At 53.1% G+C, this 20,735-nt stretch carries 20 protein-coding genes; 14 read left to right on the forward strand and 6 right to left on the reverse strand.

Annotated elements, in window-relative coordinates; translation table 11 throughout:
* Positions 1-45: 45 nt before the first annotated feature.
* The 5 genes from AC2FNV_RS00360 to coxB all read right to left on the reverse strand — a co-directional run bounded on the left by AC2FNV_RS00360 (position 46) and on the right by coxB (position 3,569).
* On the reverse strand, positions 46-861 hold the full coding sequence (locus AC2FNV_RS00360) for a cytochrome c oxidase subunit 3 (protein ID WP_170473611.1): 816 nt from the start codon (positions 859-861) through the stop codon (positions 46-48).
* A gap of 22 nt (positions 862-883) precedes the next feature.
* Positions 884-1,459, reverse strand: coding sequence for a cytochrome c oxidase assembly protein (locus AC2FNV_RS00365; RefSeq protein ID WP_170610409.1), 576 nt, complete (start codon positions 1,457-1,459; stop codon positions 884-886).
* On the reverse strand, positions 1,459-1,620 hold the full coding sequence (locus tag AC2FNV_RS00370) for a cytochrome c oxidase system small membrane protein (protein ID WP_170604707.1): 162 nt from the start codon (positions 1,618-1,620) through the stop codon (positions 1,459-1,461). The genes AC2FNV_RS00365 and AC2FNV_RS00370 overlap by 1 nt, the downstream gene beginning before the upstream one ends.
* Positions 1,617-2,573, reverse strand: coding sequence for a heme o synthase (gene cyoE, locus AC2FNV_RS00375; RefSeq protein ID WP_170604705.1), 957 nt, complete (start codon positions 2,571-2,573; stop codon positions 1,617-1,619). Before cyoE ends, AC2FNV_RS00370 begins: the two co-directional genes overlap by 4 nt.
* Before the next feature lie 84 nt (positions 2,574-2,657).
* On the reverse strand, positions 2,658-3,569 hold the full coding sequence (gene coxB / locus AC2FNV_RS00380) for a cytochrome c oxidase subunit II (RefSeq protein WP_170604704.1): 912 nt from the start codon (positions 3,567-3,569) through the stop codon (positions 2,658-2,660).
* 176 nt (positions 3,570-3,745) lie between these two features.
* On the opposite strand from coxB, the gene tldD reads away from it, so the two are divergent.
* The 5 genes from tldD (at position 3,746) to AC2FNV_RS00405 (ending at position 10,756) form a co-directional block, all read left to right on the forward strand.
* On the forward strand, positions 3,746-5,167 hold the full coding sequence (gene tldD / locus AC2FNV_RS00385; protein ID WP_170604884.1) for a metalloprotease TldD: 1,422 nt from the start codon (positions 3,746-3,748) through the stop codon (positions 5,165-5,167).
* Positions 5,168-5,399: 232 nt separating this feature from the next.
* Entirely contained in the window at positions 5,400-6,530 is a 1,131-nt protein-coding gene (gene dprA / locus AC2FNV_RS00390) for a DNA-processing protein DprA (protein WP_496772114.1), read from the forward strand.
* 175 nt (positions 6,531-6,705) lie between these two features.
* Positions 6,706-9,333: a type I DNA topoisomerase gene (gene topA / locus AC2FNV_RS00395; protein WP_170604699.1), complete on the forward strand. Its 2,628-nt coding sequence runs from the start codon at positions 6,706-6,708 to the stop codon at positions 9,331-9,333.
* Between the two features lie 92 nt (positions 9,334-9,425).
* Positions 9,426-10,130, forward strand: a complete 705-nt coding sequence (locus AC2FNV_RS00400; RefSeq protein ID WP_170604697.1) for a CoA transferase subunit A — start codon at positions 9,426-9,428, stop codon at positions 10,128-10,130.
* Positions 10,130-10,756, forward strand: coding sequence for a 3-oxoacid CoA-transferase subunit B (locus tag AC2FNV_RS00405; RefSeq protein ID WP_170473633.1), 627 nt, complete (start codon positions 10,130-10,132; stop codon positions 10,754-10,756). Before AC2FNV_RS00400 ends, AC2FNV_RS00405 begins: the two co-directional genes overlap by 1 nt.
* A 42-nt stretch (positions 10,757-10,798) precedes the next feature.
* On the opposite strand, the gene AC2FNV_RS00410 is transcribed toward AC2FNV_RS00405, so the two are convergent.
* A complete protein-coding gene (locus tag AC2FNV_RS00410) occupies positions 10,799-11,665 on the reverse strand; it encodes a lytic transglycosylase domain-containing protein (protein ID WP_170473636.1) in 867 nt (288 codons plus the stop codon).
* Positions 11,666-12,016: 351 nt separating this feature from the next.
* Between AC2FNV_RS00410 and AC2FNV_RS00415 the strand changes: the two genes are divergently transcribed.
* The 9 genes from AC2FNV_RS00415 (at position 12,017) to AC2FNV_RS00455 (ending at position 20,732) form a co-directional block, all read left to right on the forward strand.
* Positions 12,017-12,214: a hypothetical protein gene (locus tag AC2FNV_RS00415; protein ID WP_170473639.1), complete on the forward strand. Its 198-nt coding sequence runs from the start codon at positions 12,017-12,019 to the stop codon at positions 12,212-12,214.
* 107 nt (positions 12,215-12,321) lie between these two features.
* Positions 12,322-12,501, forward strand: coding sequence for a hypothetical protein (locus AC2FNV_RS00420; protein WP_496772115.1), 180 nt, complete (start codon positions 12,322-12,324; stop codon positions 12,499-12,501).
* 171 nt (positions 12,502-12,672) lie between these two features.
* Entirely contained in the window at positions 12,673-13,554 is an 882-nt protein-coding gene (gene cpaB, locus AC2FNV_RS00425; protein WP_170473644.1) for a Flp pilus assembly protein CpaB, read from the forward strand.
* A gap of 216 nt (positions 13,555-13,770) precedes the next feature.
* A complete protein-coding gene (locus tag AC2FNV_RS00430) occupies positions 13,771-15,177 on the forward strand; it encodes a type II and III secretion system protein family protein (RefSeq protein ID WP_170473646.1) in 1,407 nt (468 codons plus the stop codon).
* A 17-nt stretch (positions 15,178-15,194) separates the two neighbouring features.
* A complete protein-coding gene (locus tag AC2FNV_RS00435) occupies positions 15,195-15,827 on the forward strand; it encodes an OmpA family protein (protein ID WP_170473649.1) in 633 nt (210 codons plus the stop codon).
* A gap of 225 nt (positions 15,828-16,052) precedes the next feature.
* Positions 16,053-17,285: a CpaE/TadZ family protein gene (locus AC2FNV_RS00440; RefSeq protein ID WP_170604693.1), complete on the forward strand. Its 1,233-nt coding sequence runs from the start codon at positions 16,053-16,055 to the stop codon at positions 17,283-17,285.
* 17 nt (positions 17,286-17,302) lie between these two features.
* Complete coding sequence (locus AC2FNV_RS00445) at positions 17,303-18,742, forward strand: TadA family conjugal transfer-associated ATPase (protein ID WP_170604692.1); 1,440 nt, start codon at positions 17,303-17,305, stop codon at positions 18,740-18,742.
* 12 nt (positions 18,743-18,754) lie between these two features.
* The gene (locus tag AC2FNV_RS00450) at positions 18,755-19,723 is read left to right on the forward strand and encodes a type II secretion system F family protein (RefSeq protein WP_170473658.1); all 969 of its coding nucleotides are present in this window, start codon (positions 18,755-18,757) and stop codon (positions 19,721-19,723) included.
* Between the two features lie 10 nt (positions 19,724-19,733).
* Complete coding sequence (locus tag AC2FNV_RS00455) at positions 19,734-20,732, forward strand: type II secretion system F family protein (protein WP_170604690.1); 999 nt, start codon at positions 19,734-19,736, stop codon at positions 20,730-20,732.
* Positions 20,733-20,735 lie beyond the last annotated feature (3 nt).

Below are 20,735 nucleotides of genomic sequence, written 5' to 3' on the forward strand. Positions count from 1 at the left end.
GCCGCCCTTTGAGGGCGGCTTTTTCGTCTGCAAATCTGGCTGTTTTTACATCAGCGGTGCCTGTCCCCAAATGTAAACTGCGAAAAACAGAAACAGCCAAACAACGTCGACAAAGTGCCAATACCAGGCCGCCGCTTCAAAGCCGACATGCTTCTCTGGTGTGAAGTCACCCTTAAGAGCCCGGATCAAGCAAACCGAAAGGAATATAGTGCCGATTATCACATGCGCGCCATGAAAACCCGTGGCCATGAAGAAGTTCGAGTAGAACTGATCGCCACCAAATTGCCAACCTTCGTGCGCAAGTAGTTCGTAATACTCAAATCCCTGCAACGCAGTAAAAGCGATCCCCAGCGCAATACCGATTGCCAAACCATTGATCAGCGCCTTGCGATCGTTGTCATGAGCAAGAGCATGGTGCGCCCACGTAATCGCGCAGCCAGACAACAGAAGAACCAAGGTGTTGATCAGTGGCAGGTGGAAAGGGTCAACCGCGTGAATATCAGGTTGGATGTACTCGGTCCCGGCATAGTCGTACATCGGGTACATCCGATGTTTGAAGAACGACCAGAACCAAGCAAAAAAGAACATCACCTCGGACATCACAAACAAGATGAACCCGTAGCGCAAACCAATACGAACCACCGGAGTGTGATCACCCTGCCGGCTTTCCACGACGACGTCTGTCCACCAGGCAAACATTGTGTACAGGACGCCTACTAGTCCCATCCAAAAGATCCACGGTGTTATACCGTGCATCCAAAGAACTGCTCCGAAAAGCATAACAAAACCACTGACCGCGCCGATCAGCGGCCAGATCGATGGGGCCAAAATGTGGTAGTCATGGTTTTTAGCGTGTGCCATCAGCGTCCCTCACCTACAGGCGTTAGTTCGTGTTAGTTTCTGCCTGCTGGTCGAAGGCTGCATAGCCTTCGGGCAGGTCAATTTCATAGAATGTATACGACAACGTGATCGTATGAACATATTTCGCTTCGAGATCCTCAACCATTTCGGGATCAACAAAGAACGTAACCGGCATCTGCACCCGTTCGCCGGGTTGCAAGACCTGTTCCTCAAAGCAGAAGCAGGCGATTTTCTGGAAATAGCCCCCGGCAGAATATGGCGCGACGTTGTACGAGGCCTGCCCGGCAATGGGTCGGTCGGTCGGGTTATAAGCCTCATAAAATGCTAACCCAGTTTCACCAATGCGCACATCCATCTCACGCTCAACCGGTTTGAACTCCCAAGCCATGCCTTTAGCCTTAGAGGCATCGAATCGTACCGTGACAACCCTATCAAGGATATCTTCTGGCGCCTGCTCGGATACACCCGTGGTTCCGCCAAAACCAGTGACCCGGCAGAACCAATCATAAAATGGAACGGCCGCCCAAGCCAAGCTACCCATCAGGACAACCAAACCGACGGTTTGCACCACTGTTTTCTGCGGACCTTTCAACGCCATCAGTCCTGCACCTCTTGCGTTGCCATGCCGAAATCCGTCCCGGACACCTTCACGATCGTTAAGCCGAAAATGATCATGATAAACGCCGCTAATGTCAGCCCCACCCCTAGGTTGCGGCCAAAGCGGCGCTGATGCAATTCGTGGGGCTTGCGCAGACTCATGACCAGCCACCCCATCCAAACGGTTTGACCAACGCCTCGATCAATATCGCACCAAAATGCAAAAACAGGTAGAGCAGCGAAAGTTTGAAGAAGCGGCGTTCAACTTTGAAATTATCGGCCTCAGAGTCGTCTTCGGTCCTACGCGAGATGCACCACGCTCCATGCAGGAAGAGCGCGTTCAAAACCAAAGCGACCGTTAGGTAGATTGGCCCCCCTATACCCGAAAATGCGGTTCCAACGGCCAGTACAGCCAAAAACCCGGTGTAAATCAGAATGTGCACTCGGGTCGCGCGGCGTCCGTGCGTAACGGTCAGCATCGGCACGCCTGCGTCGTCATAGTCGGATCTCATGAACAGGGCCAAAGCCCAGAAATGCGGCGGTGTCCACATGAAAGTCAAAGCGAACATCAACCATGGCTCTAGTGTCATGGAACCCGTCGCCGCAACCCAACCTATGACAGGCGGGAACGCTCCGGCGGCTCCGCCGATCACAATGTTCTGCGGTGTCGATCGTTTCAGCCACATCGTGTAGATCACAACGTAGAAAAATATCGTGAAGGCCAGAAACGCTCCTGCAAACCAATTGGTCGCCAGCCCCAGCATGATCACAGACAGACCGGATAGCGCCAGACCGATAGCCAGCGCCTCACCTTCTTCAACTTTGCCAGAAGGGATCGGACGGCCTTTTGTCCGCTTCATAACCTTGTCGATATCAGCGTCCCACCACATGTTCAGGGCACCTGATGCCCCACCGCCAATGGCTATGAAAAGGATAGCGCAGAATCCAACAAACGGATGCACAGGTACAGGCGCGGCGAGCATACCGACCAATGCAGTAAACACGACCAGGGACATCACGCGCGGCTTCAGCAAGGCGAAATAGTCGCCAAAGCTGGCCTCGTCCACGCGCCCCTGCGCGTTCACGGTGCTGGCGTTAAAGCTTGCGTCGCTCATATCCGTTCCCTTAAGGCCAAAGCGGTACGTTTACCGCGCCGCTCACGCCACGTTCGATGCCAAGGGCCTCAGCCCCAGACGAGCTTAGTTTGCGGCCACCTGATAGGTCGCGGGTTTCCCTGCATATTCCTCAAGCGCCTTGGTCAGCCACTGATCGTAGGCCTCTTGACTAACCACTTTCACCGTAATCGGCATATACGCATGGTCCTTGCCGCAAAGCTCGGAACACTGCCCAAAATAGACACCTTCCTTGGTTGCCTCGAACCACAGTTCGGCCAATCGTCCGGGCACGCCGTCCTGCTTTACGCCGAAAGATGGAATAGTCCACGAATGGATAACATCGGACGCAGTGACTTGCATCACAATAACTTTGTTCACCGGTACGACAACGGCGGTGTCGGTGGCCAACAGCCATTCATCTTCGCTGTATCCCGCATCAGACAGCTTGGCCCGCATTGCATCGTCAAGCACGAACGGCGTCACGTCCGCATCGGCCGGACGCGCCCCTTCGTCCAGCGTTGCAGGGTGCCCCAGCAAGTAGCTGTCGAAGGCAAAATCATGATCCACGTACTCGTAAGTCCAGTACCATTGGTTGCCGACAACCTTGATAACCACGTCACCCTCGGGAATTTCCTGCTGTTTGAAAAGCACCGGCAGTGAGAAAGCCCCAATGAAAACCAGAATCAGGATCGGACCCAACGTCCAAGCGACCTCAACGGGGGTATAATGCGAAAACCGCGCGGGCGTTGGATTGGCGCGCTGGTTGTAACGCACAATGCAGTACAACAGAAGGCCTGCAACGAGCAAGCATATTACAGTGATGATCACCAGAATCATATTGTCCAGACGCTGGATTCCATCGGCCAGGCTAGTGGCTGAGGGCTGGAACCCGACACCGCCATCAACCGGCTTACCAATAATCTCAAGCTCCTGAGCCATGGCGGGAAGGCTGGAGAGGGCTGTTACAAACCCCGAAAGCATCAAAGCATTCTTCATGTTCTGTCCTGATCGTTTGATCTTTGCGTCCCAGGCGAAAAGGTGTGAATCGGTCGCACCTCACCCGTTGTCTTTGGCCGCGTTAAAAACCATATTCCGTCGGGTAGATAAAGCAAAATGCTTGCGTCAAACAGACGCTATTCTTGATCTGGATCAATCTGGAAAGGTTCCACCTGATGTCCAACGACCCATTTCGCCCGTTTGAAGGCCCCCTTCCGCAGGACGAAGCCCTTGCAGTTCTGCAGTCTGCAACCGCAGGCGCCGAGGATGGGGAACTGTTCGTTGAAAGGCGAAAATCCGAATCCCTGGTGTTTGATGACGGTCGCCTGCGAACTGCATCTTACGACGCTTCCGAAGGATTTGGGCTGCGGGCTGTTCAGGGCGAGGTGGCGGGCTATGCCCATTCAACAGATGTTTCAATCCCAGCGTTGAAGCGGGCAGCCGAAACGGCACGTCTTGCGGTCGGCGACGGCGGCGGCACTTTGGCCGAGGCCCCACGGGCCACCAATGCCCGCCTTTACACCGACGAAGACCCGATCGAAACGGCCAGTTTTCCAGTGAAGATAGAAACCTTGCGTGAAATTGATGCCTTTTCTCGCGATCTGGATCCTCGTGTTGTTCAAGTAAGTGCGACGATCGCCGCCGCCGTACAAGAGGTTGAGATTTTGCGCCCGGATGGCGTGCTAATCCGTGACGTACGCCCAATGACCCGTGTGAACGTTTCAGTGATCGTCGAGCAAAACGGACGAAGGGAAAGCGGTTCGGCAGGAGGCGGCGGCCGCGTAGGACTTAATGGGTTAATCGATCCTGCCGACTGGCAAGACAAGGCGCGTGAGGCGTTGCGTATCGCATTGGTCAACTTGGACGCGATACCGGCCCCTGCTGGGGTCATGGAAGTAGCTTTGGGTCCTGGTTGGCCCGGTATCCTGCTGCATGAGGCCATAGGTCATGGGCTGGAAGGCGATTTCAACCGAAAGGGCAGCTCTGCATTTGCTGGATTGATGGGACAACAAATCGCCTCAAAAGGTGTTACTGTGGTCGATGATGGTACCATTGCAGACCGGCGCGGCTCAATAACCGTCGATGACGAGGGCACACCCAGTTCTCGTACCGTTCTGATAGAAGACGGAGTTTTAACGGGGTATATGCAAGATCGCCAAAATGCGCGCCTTATGGATGTTGCCCCTACCGGTAATGGCCGGCGACAAAGCTATGCGCACAAACCAATGCCACGCATGACGAATACGATTATGTTGGGTGGCGACGCCGACCCGGCTTCGCTGGTCGCTGACATCAAGGACGGTATTTGGGCGGTAGGATTTGGCGGTGGTCAGGTTGACATAACTAACGGCAAATTCGTTTTCTCATGTACCGAGGCTTACCGTGTCGAGAACGGTGAAATTGGCGCTCCGGTGAAAGGTGCCACACTGATCGGTGACGGACCATCAGCTCTGAAACGTATCCGTGGTTTGGGCAACGATATGGAGTTGGACCCGGGTATGGGCACTTGCGGTAAAGATGGCCAGTGGGTACCTGTGGGCGTTGGCCAACCAACTGTATTGATGGATGGATTGACGGTGGGTGGGTCAGCAACCTGAGTCGACCCAAGCCAGATTTTGCACCACAAGGTTAAAAAAGCGCCATCCATTTTAGAAAATTTGTGTGGACCGCAACTTTTAAAAACCAAGTCAAAAAGATTTTTTGTTACTTTACATGTACTTAACCCAAGCCAAATACAGCTTTTTGTAAGGTAGTAAAAAATTTTCCAAGATTTACAAGCTGTTAACCTAAACTCTCGTAAACCAGTTCTGCAATCAGGCGGAGCATCGGATGACTGAAGAGCAGTTTTCTTCCAATCACCCCCCACTCCCACCCACCACGGAAGAGGATCAGTTTTCCTGGCTCCGTCTGATGCGATCCCGCAAGGTTGGTCCGGCTACGTTCCGGCGGCTGTTGCGGGAACATGGCTCAGCGCAGAACGCGCTTGCCGCGCTGCCCGAAGTGGCACGCGCCGCCGGAATAGACGGGTATGAAATTTGCCCTCCCGGCGTAATTGAGGCGGAACTCAAGGCTGCAAGGGCCCGCGAAGCGCGGCTTCTGTGCCTTGGGGCCGCCACCTTTCCAACTGCTCTGATCAATCTTTCCGATGCCCCTCCGATGCTCTGGGCAATCGGCGATGTCTCACTATTGGACAAGCCGACAGTGGCGCTTGTTGGCGCGAGAAATTGCTCTTCCCTGGGATCTCGGATGGCCCGGGGTTTGGCTAAGGAATTGGGCGAGTTGGGGTTTGTCATAGCATCTGGCCTGGCCCGTGGAATCGATACTTCGGCTCATCAGGCAGCGGTTAAAACTGGGACTATCGCAGTAATGGCTGGTGGGGTGGATGTGATTTACCCTGCCGAAAACACTGAACTTGCGGAAAAGATCGCCGAACACGGACTGCGATTGTCGGAACAACCTATGGGCATTTCGCCGCAAGCCAGGCATTTTCCACGCCGCTACCGCATTATCTCGGGCCTTGCACAAGCAGTCGTCGTGGTCGAAGCGGCCGCTAAGTCTGGCAGCCTAATTACCGCACGCGACGCATTGGACCAAGGACGCGAAGTTCTAGCTGTACCCGGACACCCATTCGACGCACGCGCTGCCGGATGCAATACTTTGATCCGTGAAGGTGCCGCGCTCGTACGATCTGCCCAAGATGTGATCGAAGCTTTACCCCCAAGGCAAACATCCGCGGTTTTGTCAAACAACGAACCTGCGCTGAACGAAAACAGCACTGCGCCTGTTCAAAACCTGCACCAAGCGATCCTGGCATGCCTTGGCCCCTCTCCAATCGCAGAAGATCAACTAATTCGCGACATTTGCGCTCCGGCAAAGGAAATCGGCCCCGCCCTGGTGGATTTGGAGCTTGAGGGGCGAATCCAAAGGCAACCAGGTGGATTGGTATCTTTGGGCGCCTGACTACTGGGTTTAAGCACCAAAGTGCCGAACCCAAACCCCTAACTATTTTCCTAGTCGTTTGAAAAGGCAGTGTTTTTAAGGCAATTCAAGGAACGCATTGACAATTCCGTCTTGCCCCACACATTTTGCACGACCATATAAGGCGTCAAATTCGTCGAGCGAGGTTTTCCCTTAAATGCCTGTAGTTGTTGTAGAATCCCCGGCCAAAGCTAAAACAATTAACAAATATCTTGGCCCTGACTACACGGTTTTGGCTTCTTACGGTCATGTACGCGACTTGCCGCCCAAGGATGGTTCCGTCGACCCCGAGCATGAATTTGCCATGAAATGGGAAGTCGGGAATGACAGCCGCAAACACGTAAAAGCCATCGCAGATGCATTGAAAGACGACAACGCCCTGATTCTGGCCACTGACCCCGATCGCGAAGGCGAAGCGATCAGTTGGCACCTGCAGGAAGCTTTGACCAAACGTCGCTCGATCAAAAAGGACACTGCAGTCAGCCGCGTAACCTTTAATGCGATTACCAAAGATGCAGTGACCGAAGCGATGCAGCACCCGCGCGAGGTCGATATGCCTCTTGTCGAGGCTTATTTGGCCCGACGAGCGCTGGACTATCTCGTGGGGTTCAACTTGTCGCCTGTGCTTTGGCGAAAGCTCCCGGGCGCGAAATCCGCAGGCCGAGTGCAATCTGTTTGTTTGCGCCTGATCGTCGAGCGTGAAATGGAGATCGAGGCATTCAAACCGGTCGAATACTGGTCGGTAAAAGCGTTGTTCGAAACGCCACGCAGTCAAACTTTTGAAGCTCGCCTTGTTACTTTGGCCGGCAAAAAGCTGGAAAAACACGATCTTGCCAACGCCACGCAGGCCGAATTGGCGGTTCAGGCGATGACAAGCCGCGCGTTGAGCGTAACTTCGGTTGAGGCCAAGCCAGCGGCCCGCAATCCAAGCGCGCCATTTATGACATCGACTTTGCAGCAAGAGGCCAGTCGAAAATTCGGTATGGGAGCGCGACACGCCATGCAGGTTGCCCAACGCCTGTATGAAGCCGGCTACATTACTTACATGCGGACAGATGGCATCGACATGGCACCCGAGGCTGTCGCTGACGCAAGGAACGCAATTTCTGACCGCTACGGTGCTGAATACGTGCCAACCAGCCCGCGCATGTACAAAAATAAAGCTAAGAACGCTCAGGAAGCCCACGAGTGCATTCGCCCGACGGACATGTCGCGCGACGCAAAGGCCTTGAAGGTCACGGATGATGATCAGCGCAAGCTGTATGACCTCATCTGGAAACGCACAATTGCCTGCCAAATGGCTGCTGCAAGGCTGGAGCGCACAACAGTCGAGATCGGCAGCGATGATGGGCAAGTTGGCCTTCGCGCCACGGGTCAGGTCGTACTTTTCGACGGGTTCATGCGTGTCTACGAAGAGGGTCGGGACGATGTGGCGGACGACGACGAAAAACGCCTGCCTCAAATAATGCAAGGCGATCCGGCGCATTTTGCTAAATCCTCCTTGCGGGATCAATTCGCCAAGGCGACAACGGACAGTGCCGAAAGGCCGGGGAAAGAGGCAATTTTGTCCGAAAACGAAGCGGTGCTGGCGTTGCAACACCATACGCAGCCCCCACCCCGCTACACCGAAGCCACGCTGGTCAAACGAATGGAGGAGCTGGGGATAGGTCGACCGTCCACCTATGCTTCGATTGTCACAACAATTCAAGACCGGGAATACGTACGCAAGGACAAGAACCGCTTGATTCCCGAGGAAAAAGGCCGGATCGTCACAATTTTCCTGCTGAATTTCTTTCGTCAATATGTTGGTTATGAATTTACGGCCAATCTGGAAGAGCAACTGGACGACGTCAGCGCAGGTGATCGCGATTACAAGGACCTGCTTGGCAAATTCTGGCGCGATTTCTCGGCCGCTATTGGTGAGACTTCAGAACTGCGGATTTCCGAAGTTCTGGACAAGCTGGACGAGGTTCTGGCACCCCAACTCTATCCTCCGCGTGAAGACGGGTCTGACCCACGTATCTGCCCGAAATGCGGGGTTGGACAGCTGCACCTCAAAACTTCGCGAACTGGTGGTTTCGTGGGTTGCGGCAACTATCCGGAATGCACCTATACCCGCCCGATAGCCGGCGATGGCGCAGAGGGCGACGAACGACTGTTGGGCGAGGACGGCGGCGATGAAATCTGGTTGAAATCCGGTCGATTTGGCCCGTATGTCCAGCGCGGTGAACCGACACCTGAAAACAAAAAGCCACCGCGCGCTTCACTGCCCCGTGGATGGAATAAGGATGATATGGACCTGAGCAAGGCCCTTACCTTGCTTAGCCTTCCCCGCCAAATCGGGGAGCATCCGGAAGGCGGCATGATTACTTCAAATTTCGGGCGGTTTGGGCCGTATTTGATGCATCAGCTGCCGGAAGAGGCCAAACCGGTCTATGCCAACCTCAAGGACCCCAATGACGTGTTCGAGATCGGCATGAACCGAGCTGTTGAGTTGCTGGCGGAAAAACGGGCCAATCCTGGGCGCCGTGGACAGGCAGCAGCTAAGCCTTTGAGAGAGTTAGGCGAACACCCCGACGGCGGTGCCATTCAGGTGCTGGACGGTCGCTATGGTCCTTATGTCAAGTGGCAGAAGATCAACGCCACGCTACCCAAGAATATCAATCCCGAAGATGTCACGCTAGAGATGGCGGTGGAGCTGGCCAACGAAAAAGCGGCAAAAAAGGGTGGCAGAAAGAAGGCCGCACCAAAGAAAAAGGCTTCTACAAAGAAAGCGGTGAGTTAGGTAGAAATACCACTGTTCCTTTGGTTTCATTGACTTCCCAATGACGCGACGGCACAACCTGCTTCGTCACCATGTCATTGGGGGAGTTTTCCATGAACAAAGTCTATGCCAATGCCAATGAGGCGCTCGAAGGAGTGATCTCTGACGGCATGATGATCGCTGCAGGCGGATTTGGCCTGTGCGGGATTCCTGAGCTGCTGCTTGAGGCGATCAAAAACTCAGGAGCGCAGAACCTGACTTTCGCGTCGAACAACGCCGGCGTCGACGATTTCGGGATCGGCATCCTGTTGCAAACTAAGCAGGTCAAAAAGATGATCAGCTCTTACGTCGGTGAAAACGCAGAATTCATGCGTCAGTACCTGAGTGGCGAGCTGGAATTGGAATTCAACCCACAGGGCACGCTGGCCGAAAGAATGCGGGCAGGAGGTGCAGGAATTCCCGGTTTCTACACAAAAACTGGTGTCGGAACAGTTATTGCCGAAGGCAAAGAGCATAAAGACTTCAATGGTGAGACTTATATTCTCGAAGAAGGCATATTTGCCGATCTCGCTATCGTAAAGGCTTGGAAAGCTGATGACACGGGGAACCTGGTGTTTCGCAAGACGGCGCGAAATTTCAACGTGCCCGCAGCAACTTGCGGTAAGATTTGTATCGCCGAAGTGGAAGAAATTGTTCCGCGCGGTTCATTAGACCCCGACTCGATTCATCTTCCCGGAATCTATGTTCATCGTTTGATTCAGGGCGAGCATGAAAAGCGCATCGAACAACGCACCACCCGCAAGAAGGAGGAGGCATAATGCCCTGGGACCGCAATCAGATGGCCGCGCGGGCGGCGCAAGAACTAGAAGACGGAATGTACGTAAACCTGGGCATCGGAATCCCGACGCTGGTGGCTAACTATGTGGGCGACAAAGATATTACTCTGCAGTCTGAAAACGGCATGCTGGGGATGGGCCCCTTCCCCTTCGAAGGTGACGAGGACCCTGACCTGATCAACGCAGGTAAACAGACGATCACAGAACTTTCCCGCACGGCTTATTTCGACAGTGCCACGTCATTTGCAATGATTCGGGGCGGCAAGATCGCTGCTGCGGTTCTGGGTGCAATGGAAGTAGACGAGGAAGGTGATCTGGCGAACTGGATGATTCCGGGCGTTTTGGTCAAGGGCATGGGCGGAGCCATGGATCTGGTCGCGGGCGTCGGTCGGGTGATCGTTGTGATGGATCACACAAACAAGCACGGCAAATCCAAGCTGCTGCAGAAATGTACCCTGCCGTTGACCGGCAAAAAGGTGGTGGATCGCATTATTACCAACCTTGGGGTTCTCGATGTGGTGGACGGTGGTCTCAAGATCGTCGAAATTGCCGATGGTGTCACAGAAGACGAAATCCGCGGCGCTACCGAGGCAAAAATCGTCAACTGATCCAACGGCAACTGAAGAGGCCGGCTGATTAACTGGCCTCTTTTAATTCATGGTTTGAAACACGCAGCCGTCCGAAAAGAACTCGGGCGGCGACGTGCACAGGGCACGGGCCACTTGAAACGCCGCTAACACTTTTGGAACATAGTCACGAGTTTCTGCGTAAGGCGGAACGCCACCGTGCTTGCGAACAGCGCCCTCACCTGCGTTATATCCTGCCAAAACCAAGATTGGGTCGTCACCGAACTCGTCCATCAACCAATCAAGGTACTTTACACCACCCGAGATGTTTTGTTCGGGTTTTAGGCTATCCTTAACACCGAACCGGGCAGCAGTCGCAGGCATCAACTGCATCAGTCCCTGCGCACCGGCCGAGCTGACGGCATCCACACGCCCAGCAGATTCCACTGAAATAACTGCAAGAACAAGTGCCGGAGACACGTCTGTACCAACTGTCGAGCGCAAAATGTCGACACCCCTCTGTTCGGCTATGTTTTGCAATGTCTGCAATCTCGGCGCCGCGACTCCTATCGACGACAAGGCCTTGAAAGCATCCCGGAGCCGTCCAGAGCTTGCATGAGCCATCTCAGGCGACACGCGGTTCCAAAACGCTTTGTAAGATCCAACAGGCTTGGCTACGTCACCCACTGGCGGAGCCGCCGAAGCGGGCGGCTCAGCTCGGGCGATGATTGCGGGAACGTCCAGGTCGTTTCCCGTGCTAGGGGCCGATGGAGAATTCGCGTGCTGCTCGGGTGTAATTTGAATCATAACCCGCGCGCGCGTACCGGGCGCTGGCGCCTTGATACGTTTGTAAACACCGCGCGGTTCTTGCTCGGTTGCGGACAATGGTGTCACACTAACCAGAAGAAACACCGCAACGCTGACACATGAAAATGCGTCCCGAAAATTCATTTTGCCTGCCTCATCTATTCTTTTGGATCATTTTGAACATTGAAACGGCCCTCAAAGCCAGAAAAACAAAGCGAAATAGGGCGATTTCGCCTCATTTGCCGTAAAATTGCATCGCCTAAACTGGTATGGTTAAAAAAGATTGCAGCATTTTTTGTTTAATTTCAAAGTGTTAAAAATTTTGCCATCAAAAAATTAAGCTTTTCACAAAAAAAAATGTGTTTGGCCCAATTCCTGCCACGCACAACAGGCAAAACTATCCCCATGCCGAGACGATCGGGAGCGGACTGAGAGAGAAAGCTCTGTAAGACGCCGAGGTTAATTAACAGTTTGATCCTTTAGGAGGGACGTAACATGATCAAGTTCATCAAGAACTTCCGTAAAGACGAAGACGGCGCCGTAACAGTTGACTGGGTCGTTCTGACCGCAGCCGTAGTTGCTCTGGCCGCAATTGCTTATAACCAAGTTCGCACCGGCGCCAGCGATCTGGCAGGCGACGTTCAGTCCGCTCTGACCAGCGCGACCGTCACAACTCCGACCTTTGGCAACTAATTCGGTCGTGAGTTTCAAAACATGATGGGGCCTTGCCTTTGCTTAAAGGCATGGCCCTTTTCTTTTAGCTCCAAGAAACCTGGTTTAGTGTAATGTTGAAAAAATTCATGAATTTCGCGAATGACGAGGGCGGTGCAATTACCGCTGACTGGGTTGTGATAACGGCAGGGGTCGTTGGTCTGGGTGCTCTGATGTATTATTACATGCACGAGCCACTACGACATGTGGATGAGCAAAGCGGACAAGTCCTTGCGAGCGTCATGGTCGAACCTATTTCGTTTGAATAAAAAAGATAAATCTCCGCTCGCTGCTCAACGTCCTCTGAAAAAAATTTGAATTTCAGAATATCATCCGCGATTGTCCCACTTTTCGACACAATTCCAAATTAACGTTGACACTGAACCAATGTGACGCGACGCGTCTCATAATCTTTGGAACCAAAATTAAACGAGGGACAAATGCGGGCTGTTTTTGGACTTGTCCTGATCATCGGGGTCGCACTGGCAGGCGGAGCCGTCTACATGGCGCGTGAATACATCACCGAGAATCAGGCTAAATTAGCGCTCGAGCGACAACTACGTGAGGAAGCTCTGGCCAATGCGAAAGTCGAAGTTGTTCCCACTGTAGACGTAATCGTTTCGAATCGCGCTCTGAGATATGGGGAAAAGCTAATTCCTGAAGACGTGCGCACGGTACAATGGCCCGAAAATGCCATACCAGAAGGCTCGTTCCTCGATATGACCGTTCTTTTCCCGGAAACCGGGGACAATGAACGATTCGTTTTGCGCGCTATGGAAAAAGACGAAGCTTTGATGGCTGTTAAGGTTACAGCGCCAGGCCAGTCTGCCGGTCTTACGTCACAGTTGAAAAAGGGTATGCGCGCATTCGCAATCAGCGTTGATGTCGCTTCGGGGGTCTCTGGATTCTTGCGCCCCGGCGACAGTGTCGACGTTTACTGGACTGGATCCCTAAGAGGCGCCGTTGATGGCGCAGCCGGTGAAATAACGCGGCTGATCCAAACCAATATTGAACTTATTGCCGTCGACCAAACCGCCGGTTCCGACATAACTGGCGCGACGATTGCGCGAACCGTCACAGTAGCGGCGACACCCGAACAGATTGCCGCTTTGGCACAGGCGCAAAACACTGGTCGACTGTCATTGGCTCTTGTCGGCGTTCAGGACGAAACTGTAGCTAGTGCAATAGAAGTTGACCAACGCAAGCTGCTGGGCATCCAAGAAGCCGCGCCGGTGCAAATGATTGAAGAAGAAGAGGTTTGCACCATAAAAACGCGCCGAGGCGGCGAAATGGTAGTCACGCAGATTCCCTGCACAAACTGACCGAATTTCAGCCTGTTAATCAAAACAAGGTCGCGCCGATGGCGCGGCCTTGGTCGTTCTTGTCCATTCAATTCGAATCTATTGTTGCGTATTATCCACATAAGGAAAATTCCGGAAACCATTGATTATTGCAATAAATCCGGATTTAGAGCAGGGTTCAAAGGCATAGGGCATTAGACCCATAAAAATAGAGTGGTGATCGGAGAGGCAGGTCACATGACAATACGTTCCTGGATAGGCGCAACCCTTATGGGGTTGACGCTCGTTATGGGTCCAATCGGCGGTGCCGCTTGGGCTGAAAATCTTCGCGTGGTTAAGAAGGGTACGGCTGAAACGCTAAATGTCCCGATTAACCGCGCTATTGTGGTCGAAAGCGAACAACCTTTCGCGGATATCAGCATTGCCAATGCTGGCATCGCGGATATCTCAACGCTCTCGGACCGTACAATATATATATTGGGCCGCGCGCCAGGGACCACGACCCTGACGATGTTTGACGGCGCAGGTAATCTTATCACAAATGTACGCGTTCGTGTTTCGCCGGACGTGTCCGAATTTAAAGAGAGGCTGCGGCAGATCCTGCCGAACGAGCCGATCGAAGTACGTACCGCCAACGATGGCATCGTTCTGTCGGGCACTGTCTCAAGCAGCGCCCGCTTGGCGCGAGCACTTGAGCTGGCAGAACGCTACGCGCCTGAACGGGTGTCGAACCTGATGAACGTTGGTGGCGTACAGCAAGTTATGCTTAAAGTGCGCTTTGCCGAGATGAGACGGCAGGTGGCCAAGAGCCTCTCGACGTCGTTAGGTTTTGGCGGCAGCGACGTGACAGGCGGTTTCAATTCGTTGAACAGCCAAGGTCGATTGAACAACGCCTTGGCGAACAACATCCCGTTTGCACAGACCAATACAGGCGCGATCCTATTCGGGTTTGGCGCCGGATCTACCCAGGTCCGTTTGTTGCTTGAAGCCCTCGAAAGTAAAGGGTTAGCTCGTACATTGGCCGAGCCGAACTTGTCTGCACTGTCTGGTCAGGAAGCGACTTTCCTCGCTGGCGGTGAGGTTCCTATCCCTGTCCCACAGGATGACGGTGTGGTTGCCATCGAATACAAGTCTTTCGGTGTCGAGATCGACTTTGTCCCACGCGTAGTCGACGGCGACCTGATCAATCTGGAAATGGCAACTTCTGTTTCTAGCATCGATCCAAATACGAACTTCACAATCAATGGTGACACCGTTCCCAGTTTTGTCGTGCGTCAGACCAGCACAACTGTTGAGCTGCGCGACGGCGAAAGCTTTGCGATTGCGGGCCTGATTCAGGACGACTTCACCGACCTGAACAACCAGATACCTTGGCTTGGAGACGTCCCGGTTCTTGGTGCCTTGTTCCGCAGCGCAGAATACCAGCGCGATCAAAGCGAGCTTGTCATTATCATCACCGCCCATCTGGTGTCTCCGACACGCGGCGAGGCCTTGGCCCTGCCAACAGATCGGGTCAAACCACCCAGCGAATTCGACCTGTTCATTAACGGCAAGATTGCTCACACTGAACGTGCTGGAAATGGTGCAGCTTCGGAAGTGGCCAGACAAGACTTTGGCAATTCCTACGGCTACGTCCTGGATTGATGGAAAGGATAGAACCAATGCATAAGTGGTTTATAACACTAGGCCTTTCGGTTGCTGTTGCAGGCTGTACTCGTGAAGCTGGCTTTGAACTGGACCAGGGCACATTCGGTAACGCTACTCTGAACAATGTTCAGATCATGAACGGCGAACTGACTTACGGTCAGATACTCGCGCAGCGTTTTGCAGCCGAGGTTCCAAGCCAAATCAACTTTGCGTTCGACAGCGCACAGCTTGACGCTTCGGCCCAACGGATTTTGTTGCAGCAGGCTGCTTGGATCAAGCAATTCCCCGAGGCCCGGTTCCGGGTCTACGGACACACTGATGCTGTAGGCTCAGCCGCTTACAACCAGCAGCTGGGTCTTCGCCGGGCAAACGCAGCAGTTTCGTTCCTTACACGTCAGGGCATTTCCCGTTCGCGGCTCGAGGCAGTAGTTTCGTTTGGCAAAACGCGGCCTCTGATCGCGACGCAGAACAGAGACCGCCGTAACCGTCGCACCGTGACGGAAGTGTCTGGATTTGTTGACAGACATCCAAATATTTTGGACGGCAAATACGCCGAGGTCATTTACCGCGAATACGTTCAAAGTGCGCGCGTAGAGTCGACTTTGCGTAGCGAAACGGCCGTCGGTTCAACGAACCCCACTGAATGAGCTTTGTTCGTTAGGGTTTCGAACAATAGCGACAAATTGGGCGGCATCGTCGCCCAATTCCCTACAATTGGTTCTTTTGCGCCCAATTCTTGCCCAACTTCCAAGCGACCTTGCAAAAAATAGGGTGACTTGCGGCCACAACTGACCGCACAGGGCGACAGCAAATCAGAACAGACCCCTAAAGTTCGTACGGTTTGCTCAGCCCTCTCGACGAGGATTGAGTTTATGACGAGCGCAACGCCGCAAAACGAAAATACAGCGATACAGGCCTGCACCATTAGTCGGGATGTCCAAAACTTTGATCTTTTGATAGAAGATATGGAAGCCGTCCTGGGCGAGCGTTGGGGTGATTTAGGCTTTGCTGAGGCGCTGGCCTTCTTTAGCCAACCAGAAGCTGAGTCGTTGCAGTTTGTCGCGCTTGCACTGGACGGCGAAGACGAAGACAACCTGACACTGATGGGCGAAATCATCACTCATGCCAAGGAAAAAGGCATTAAAGTTGTTCTGATCGCCGAAGATGTCACGCCCGCTTCCTTGCATCAGCTGTTGCGTAAAGGCGCGGACGAATTTGTCCCCTACCCGCTTCCGGAAAACGAACTTCAGGAAGCCATCAATCGCATGAACAAGCCTGATCCGGTTGTTGCCCCGCAGCCTGGCGTGGCGATAACGCATGGAGAGGCAAAAGAGGGCGCTCTATTTGTCGTTCACGGTCTTGCGGGCGGTGTCGGTTCCACAACGTTGGCTGTAAATCTTGCCTGGGAACTTGCAACAGTGTCCAACAAAGATGGACCCAAAGTTTGCCTTATCGATCTGGACATGCAGTTCGGCACGGTTTCGACCTATCTGGATCTTCCTCGTCACGAAGCTGTTTTCGAAATGCTTTCAGATACGGCATCGATGGATGAAGAATCCTTCGGTCAGGCGCTGCAGACATTTGAAGACAAGCTGCAGGTTTTGACCGCGCCATCTGACATGGTGCCATTAGACATCATCACGCCTGAGGATATCCAAAGGGTAATAGACACGGCCCGCAATCACTTTGACTATGTGGTTGTAGACATGCCCTCGACGCTAGTTCATTGGTCCGAAACTGTACTCCAAGCCGCACACGTCTATTTTGCATTGATCGAACTGGACATGCGGTCGGCCCAGAACGCATTGCGGCTTAAGCGTGCGTTGCAGGCCGAAGAACTTCCATTCAACAAGCTACGCTTTGCAATGAACCGTGCCCCGAAATTCACGGATCTTAGCGGCAAGAGCAGGGTAAAACGCATGGGCGAAAGCCTGGGTATATCCATTGACTTGCACCTGCCGGATGGCGGCAAGCCCGTCATGCAAAGCGGGGATCACGGTTTGCCGTTGGCAAGCTCTGCCGCCAAGAACCCGCTACGCAAAGAAATCGCCAAACTTGCGCAGTCGCTTCATAGCCTTGGCTCCAGCAACGCCGAAGCCGCGTAATCCGAGGGAGAACCGCCGTGTTTTCAAGATACAAAAAGCAGTCTGACGCGCAACCGGTTGAGAAACAGGCGCCAAAGGCCGCTCCGGTCGCATCTGCGGCTGAACCTTCGGCATCCACAGCGGTAGCGCGCAAACCAGTGCAGAAAAAAGCGGCAGAAGTTGTCGGCAACGATCGTGATCGCAAACGCAAGGAACGCCTGGGCGAGATCAAGCAAGAACTACACCGGGAGCTGCTCGAAAACTTGAACCTGGCAGCTTTGGAAAAGGCGGCCGAAGCAGAACTTCGCAGCGAAATCAGCGCAATTGCCAGCGAAATTCTGGAATCTCGCAACATAGTTCTGAACCGCGAAGATCGATCGCAACTAAACAAAGAGTTGTACGACGAGGTAACAGGCCTCGGTCCGCTGGAAACTCTTCTGCAAGACGACACAGTAAACGATATTCTGGTTAATGGCCCCCAACAAATCTTTGTAGAACGCGCTGGCAAGCTGGAACTCAGCGACATCACATTCAAAGACGAAAAGCACTTGATGCGGATCATCGATAAGATCGTATCCGCCGTGGGTCGTCGCGTGGATGAATCCAACCCTTACGTTGACGCCCGATTGGCGGACGGATCGCGTTTCAATGCAATGGTGCCGCCTATTGCCGTTGATGGATCGTTAGTATCCATTCGTAAGTTTAAAAAGGACAAGCTTGGTATTGACGATTTGGTTAACTTCGGAGCGTTTACCGAAGAAATGGCCGCATATCTGCAAGCTGCGGTGTCCACTCGCCTGAATATCATTGTATCGGGTGGTACTGGTTCCGGTAAGACGACGACCTTGAACGCTCTGTCCAGTTTTATTGATGATGCCGAACGCATTCTGACCATCGAGGATACTGCAGAACTTCAACTGCAGCAGACCCATGTGGGCAGAATGGAAAGCCGCCCACCGAACGTCGAAGGCAAGGGTGAAGTCAGCCCACGCGATTGCCTGAAAAACGCCCTGCGTATGCGTCCCGACCGCATTATCGTTGGCGAGACACGCGGCGCAGAAGTCATCGACATGCTACAGGCAATGAACACAGGCCACGACGGATCGATGACTACAATCCACGCCAACTCGGCCCGTGACGGAATCAGTCGTCTGGAAAACATGATTGCAATGGCGGGAATTGAGATGCCGATCAAGGCCGTCCGCAGTCAGATTGCATCTGCTGTGAACCTAATTGTTCAGGCCAGCCGTCTACAGGATGGTTCGCGTCGGATGACATCAATCACTGAGATCACCGGCATGGAAGGCGACGTGATATCAATGCAGGAAATCTTTAGGTTTCAACGTGTTGGACTGACGCCTGACAACAAAATCATTGGTCACTTCACTGCAACGGGCGTGCGCAGCCACTTCTCGGAACGCTTCCGTCTGTGGGGCTTTGACTTGCCATCGTCGATTTACGATCCAACGACAATGTAGGAGACATAAGTTATGACCTTGCCTTTCGAGGCCCTTATATATGTCGTGATTTTCGTGGGAGTCCTCCTCCTGGTCGAGGGTATTTATCTGGTCGCCTTTGGAAAATCGATCAGTCTGAACAGCCGCGTGAATCGGCGTTTGGACATGATAGACAAGGGCGCAGGCCGCGAAGAAGTGTTGGAACAGCTGCGCAAGGAAATGCAGCAGCATATGAAAACACAGAGTATTCCGCTCTATTCCCTACTGGCAGACAAAGCGCAAAAGGCCGCAATCGCGTTCAGCCCAAAACAACTGATCATGGTCATGGCATTGGTGTCCGGCCTTGCCTTTATGGCTCTTAGCATAGCTACGGCCTCTGAAACAGTTTTGCGCGCTGCACTATCCGGAGCGATCGGGATCGGCGCGGTTTATGCCTGGGTCAACCACAAAGCTAAGAAACGCACGAGTTTGATCGAAGAACAATTGCCCGATGCAGTCGAGCTGATGGTGCGTTCACTGCGTGTCGGCAACCCTTTTGTGTCTTCGATCCAAATCGTTGCGACAGAGGTCGAGGACCCATTAGCCACCGAATTCGGTGTGATTTCAGATGAAGTAGCTTACGGTAGAGACGTTGGCGAAGCATTGAAAGACATGGCCGAACGCCTAGGCATGCAGGACTTGCGATTCCTTGCAGTTGCGGTTTCGATCCAACAGCAGTCCGGCGGTAACCTCGCCGAGATTCTGGCGGGTTTGGCCAAGGTGATCCGAGCACGCTTCCGCCTATTCCGGCGCGTAAAGGCAATCACGGCCGAAGCTCAGTGGTCAGGAAAATTCCTATCCGGTTTTCCTGTGGCTTGTTTGGTGTTCATTTTAGTTAAAGACCCCAACTATTACGACACCGTTTTAGACGAACCGTACTTCATTCCGGCCTGTTTCTTTGTTGGCATAATGCTGACGCTGAACATCATCGTTATGAAAATTCTAACCAACATTAAGGTCTGAGGACACTGCCATGGAATTCCTGACCTTCGTCAACGAATTTTTGAAAGAAAACCTGGGTGAATTCGGCCCATTGATTCTGGTCGGTGTATTGGGACTGTTCATGGTCCTGATAACGATACCACTGATGCTGAATCAACCGGAAGATCCGCTGAAGAAATTGCAACGTTCGACGGCTCCGCCGAAAAAGAACAAAAAAGACAAAAAAGATCGGCTCAGAAATTCGGGCCAGAACGAACAGCTTGAAAAGTTTGCGACTTTTCTGGAACCTAAAAACCAAGAGGAATACTCTGCTGTCCAGCTGAAGTTGCGCCAGGCTGGTTACCAATCCAAGGATGCAGTTCGGTTTTTCCATTTTGCGCAGTTTGCACTTGGGATGGTTGGCATCATGGTTGGTGTGTTGTTGGTTACTGTTTTTGCTGGTGATCAGGAATTTGATTCCACCCAAATTGGCATTCGCTTGTTGGTGCCCGGAGCAATCGGGTACTTTATCCCAAAGTACTGGATCACTCGCCGTGTTGCCGAGCGTCAGGAAGCGATTACTGCAGGTTTCCCAGATACATTAGACCTGATGCTGGTCTGCGTTGAAGCTGGCCAATCGCTGGATCAGGCTATTGTCCGAGTGGCGGGGGAAATGAAGGCATCTTACCCCGAAATCGCCACAGAATTCGAAGTTGTGGCGTACGAAATGAAGGCCGGTAAAGAAAAGGACGTTGTGCTTCGCGATTTCGCAACTCGCTGCGGTGTCCAAGACGTTAGTGCGTTTGTGACTGTGATGATCCAATCGGCAACATTCGGTACATCTATAGCCGAAGCTTTGCGGGTTTACGCTGATGAAATGCGCGATAAACGGGTGATGCGTGCTGAAGAGGCCGCTAACAAGTTGCCAACTAAAATGACACTTGCCACTATGATGCTGACGGTTCCTCCGCTTCTGCTCATCCTAGTCGGCCCATCGGCCAAAGGCATTATGGAATTCGGAAGAGGTAACGGGCCGGGTGTCGGCGGATAACCT

It is taken from the genome of Ruegeria sp. BHSA163, assembly GCF_059613365.1.